This window comes from Streptomyces sp. NPDC006265 (assembly GCF_040613555.1).
Classification (GTDB): domain Bacteria; phylum Actinomycetota; class Actinomycetes; order Streptomycetales; family Streptomycetaceae; genus Streptomyces.
In genome coordinates this window covers 1-3,012 of the sequence record NZ_JBEXSH010001006.1, presented here as the reverse complement: position 1 = coordinate 3,012, position 3,012 = coordinate 1, and the positions used below count along the sequence as shown (strand labels likewise).

The window sequence follows — 3,012 nt, the reverse complement described above, 5'->3', positions numbered from 1 at the left end:
GCGGATGCTGCGTTCGGCCTCCGGTGAGATGTCCCGGCGCAAGGACCTGCTGCGGCTCGCGGCCTGGTTCGACGCCGCGGACGAGGGTGGCGGCGGGCCGGGTGCGCGGCCGGCCGTGTACACCCTCGACGACGCGCTTGCTGGAGGTGCCCAGGGCCACGCCGACGGGCCTGCCGGTGACGGCCGCGGTGGAGGCGGCGCCCCGGACGATGGTGAGCGGGTCGCGCACCGACACCGGCACGGGCCCGGCGGTCAGCGCGACCTGCTCGGTGGCGGCGCCGATCGCCGTCGCCAGGACGAACGAGTCCCACGTGGGTCCCTCGCCCGCCCACACCTCCCGGTACCCGAGCCGGTCGGCGAGCACCGCGACCCGCAACGGCTCCTCGACCGGACTGTCGTCCTCCCGCCCCACCGCCACCACGCTCATGTCCATGACGGCGCCGGTACCCGGTCGAACACACGGCAATCCGGGGAGATCCACGGCGGGATACGGGAAGTGATCGTCCCGGTGCCCGTCCGGAGATGTCCGGGAGGCATCCGCGCGGGTAGCGTCCGGCACATGGACAGCGGGACGGACAGCGGTTACGACACCCAGGGCGCCGGGATCACCGTGCAGCGGGCGCTGGAGCTGCCGGGGCTGCGCAGCGGGCTGCCCGAGGTGCTGGCGGGCGCCGAGCGGCTCGGGCGGACCGTGCGCTGGGTGCACGCCGGAGAGGTGCCGCACATCGCCTCCCTGCTCAAGGGCGGCGAACTCCTGCTGACCACGGGCTACGGCCTGGGCACCCGCCCCGCCGAGCAGCGGGCGTTCGTGCGCACCCTGGCCGAGCGTGGCATCGCGGCCCTTGTCGTGGAGCTCGGCCCGCGCTTCACCCGGCTGCCCGCGGCCCTCGTCGACACGGCACGCGCGGCCGGGATGCCGCTCGTCCAGCTGCACCGCGAGGTGCCGTTCGTCACCGTCACGGAGGAGGTCCACACCGAGATCGTCAACGGCCACTATGCCCTGCTCCAGCGGGCCGAGGAGGTGCACCGGCGGTGCACGCAGGCCGTGCTGGGCGGCGGCGGTGTGCCCCACGTGCTGGGCATCCTGGCCGACTTCGCCGGGAATCCCGTGTTCCTGGAGACGGCGGACGGGCAGTTGCTGTACGCGGCCGGGGCCGGTCCGGAGGGCGCGGATCCGCTCCAGGTGTGGGAGGGGCTGCGCGGCCAGCACAAGGACGAGCCGCCGCTCGCGGGCTCGGTGCTGGTGGACGTGCCGGGGGGCGGGCCCGGCAGCGGGGGCGTCCGGGCGCGTCTGGTTCTGTTGCCGGTGCGCACTCCCCTGGCGCCGGTGCACCGGATGGCGGCCGAGCGGGCCGCGGGCATCCTGGCCGTGGTTTTGATGCAGGCCCGCCAGGAGGAGGAGCTGGCGGCGCGCGGGCGGGGCGACTTCCTCACCGACCTCGCCGAGGGACGGGTGTCGGCCGAGGATGCCCCGGCGCAGGCGCGCGTGCTGGGCTTCCGACCGGGCGAGGGGCCACTGTTGCCGGTGGTCATGCGGCTCGGGGACGCCCTGTCTCCGGGCGGCGGCTGGGCGGTGCTGGCCCGGGCGATCTCGGAGGAGCTGACGGCGGTGGGAGTGCCGGTGCTGCTGGGCGTGCGGCCGGTTGAGGGACGGGTGCTGGTGCTGCTCGGGCTGCGGGCGGAGTCGGAGCGGGCCGCGGTCGCGGACCGGGTGGCGGCCGCGCTGCGGGCCGGTGTGGGCCGGGCCGGGATGCCGCGGCCGGGCGGACAGCCGCCCGTGGTGGTCGTGGGGACGGCCGGGGGCTGGCCGGCTGTGGCCTCGGGTCTGCGGCACGCGGCCGAAACGGCCACGGCGGCGCAGGGTCTGCCGGACCGGCCCTGGTACGACGCCCGCCGTCTCGACATCGACCTGCTGCTGTGGCGGCTGCGCGACCATCCGGACCTGGCGGCCTTCGTCGACCGGGCCCTCGGCCCGCTCCTGGCCCACGACCGCCGCTCCCGGCCGCCGCTGCTGCCCACGCTGACGACCTACCTCGCCCACGCCGGGCGCAAGGCGGAGACGGCCCGGGAGCTGCATCTGAACCGGCAGACGCTGTACAACCGCCTGGCGCGCATCGGGGAGTTGCTTGGGACGGACCTCGACGACCCGCAGACGGTCCTGGCCCTGAGCCTGGCCCTGCGGGCCCGCAGGCACGTCCCGTAGGGCTGCCGGAGCTGCTAGGGGAGAGGCCGGGGCTGGGTCAACTCGTCGTACACGCTGAGTACTTGGGCGACCGTCTCGTCCTCGGTCGGCCAACTGGCCGCCTGCCGGGCGCCCTTGGCGGTCAGCATGTCCCGGCGGGTCCGGTCGCCGAGCAGCGCTGCGACGGATTCGGCGAGGGCCTTGGCGTCCCCGTACGGGACGAGTTCGGCCGCGTCGCCGACGAGTTCGGGGATGCCGCCGACGTTCGTCGCGACGAGCGGCACGCGCGCGTGGAGGGCCTCCTGGGCGAGGACGGAGCGTGCCTCCCAGCGGCTCGGCAGCAGGGCGAGGTCGGCGGCGGCGAGCAGGTCGGTGACGTCGTCGCGCCGCCCGATGAGCCGGACCGGCAGCCCCTCCTCCTCGATCCGCCCCTGGAGTTCACCGCGCAGCTGCCCCTCCCCGGCGATCACGACCAGGGGTACGGGGTCGAGCCGGCGCCAGGCGCGCGCGGCGTCCAGCAGTACCTCGTATCCACGGTGCCGTTCCAGCGAGCCGACGGCGATCAGCAAGGGCCGTCCGATGGCGCCGAGTTCGGCGCGCACCTTGGGCCGCAGCCGGTCGGGATCGTCGGGTTCGAGGGGCCTGCGGGGGCCGGGCAGCGCGACGGCCGCGAGCCGTGCGTCCCGCGCGCCGGTGAGCCGGGCCCGGTCCACGAGCGGCGAGGTCGTGCCCAGCACGACGGTGGCCGCCTTCACGACCCTGCGCTCCAGCACCCGCAGCATGTGGGCACGCGCGCCGCCGGCGTGCGCCCGGTCGTGCCACGTCACGAC

The 3,012-nt window shown here is 76.0% G+C and carries 3 protein-coding genes; 1 reads left to right on the top strand and 2 read right to left on the bottom strand.

Annotated features, from left to right (window positions below; all coding sequences use genetic code 11):
- On the bottom strand, positions 1 to 433 hold a 433-nt coding region (locus ABZ281_RS44260), incomplete at its 3' end, for an LLM class flavin-dependent oxidoreductase (RefSeq protein ID WP_356663918.1).
- Between the two features lie 126 nt (positions 434 to 559).
- Here ABZ281_RS44260 and ABZ281_RS44255 point away from each other — a divergent pair.
- Entirely contained in the window at positions 560 to 2,203 is a 1,644-nt protein-coding gene (locus ABZ281_RS44255; protein ID WP_356663916.1) for a PucR family transcriptional regulator, read from the top strand.
- A gap of 14 nt (positions 2,204 to 2,217) precedes the next feature.
- Here the strand turns inward: ABZ281_RS44255 and ABZ281_RS44250 are convergent.
- Positions 2,218 to 3,012 (bottom strand): glycosyltransferase family 4 protein (locus ABZ281_RS44250; RefSeq protein ID WP_356663914.1); only part of this gene is annotated, 795 nt, incomplete at its 5' end.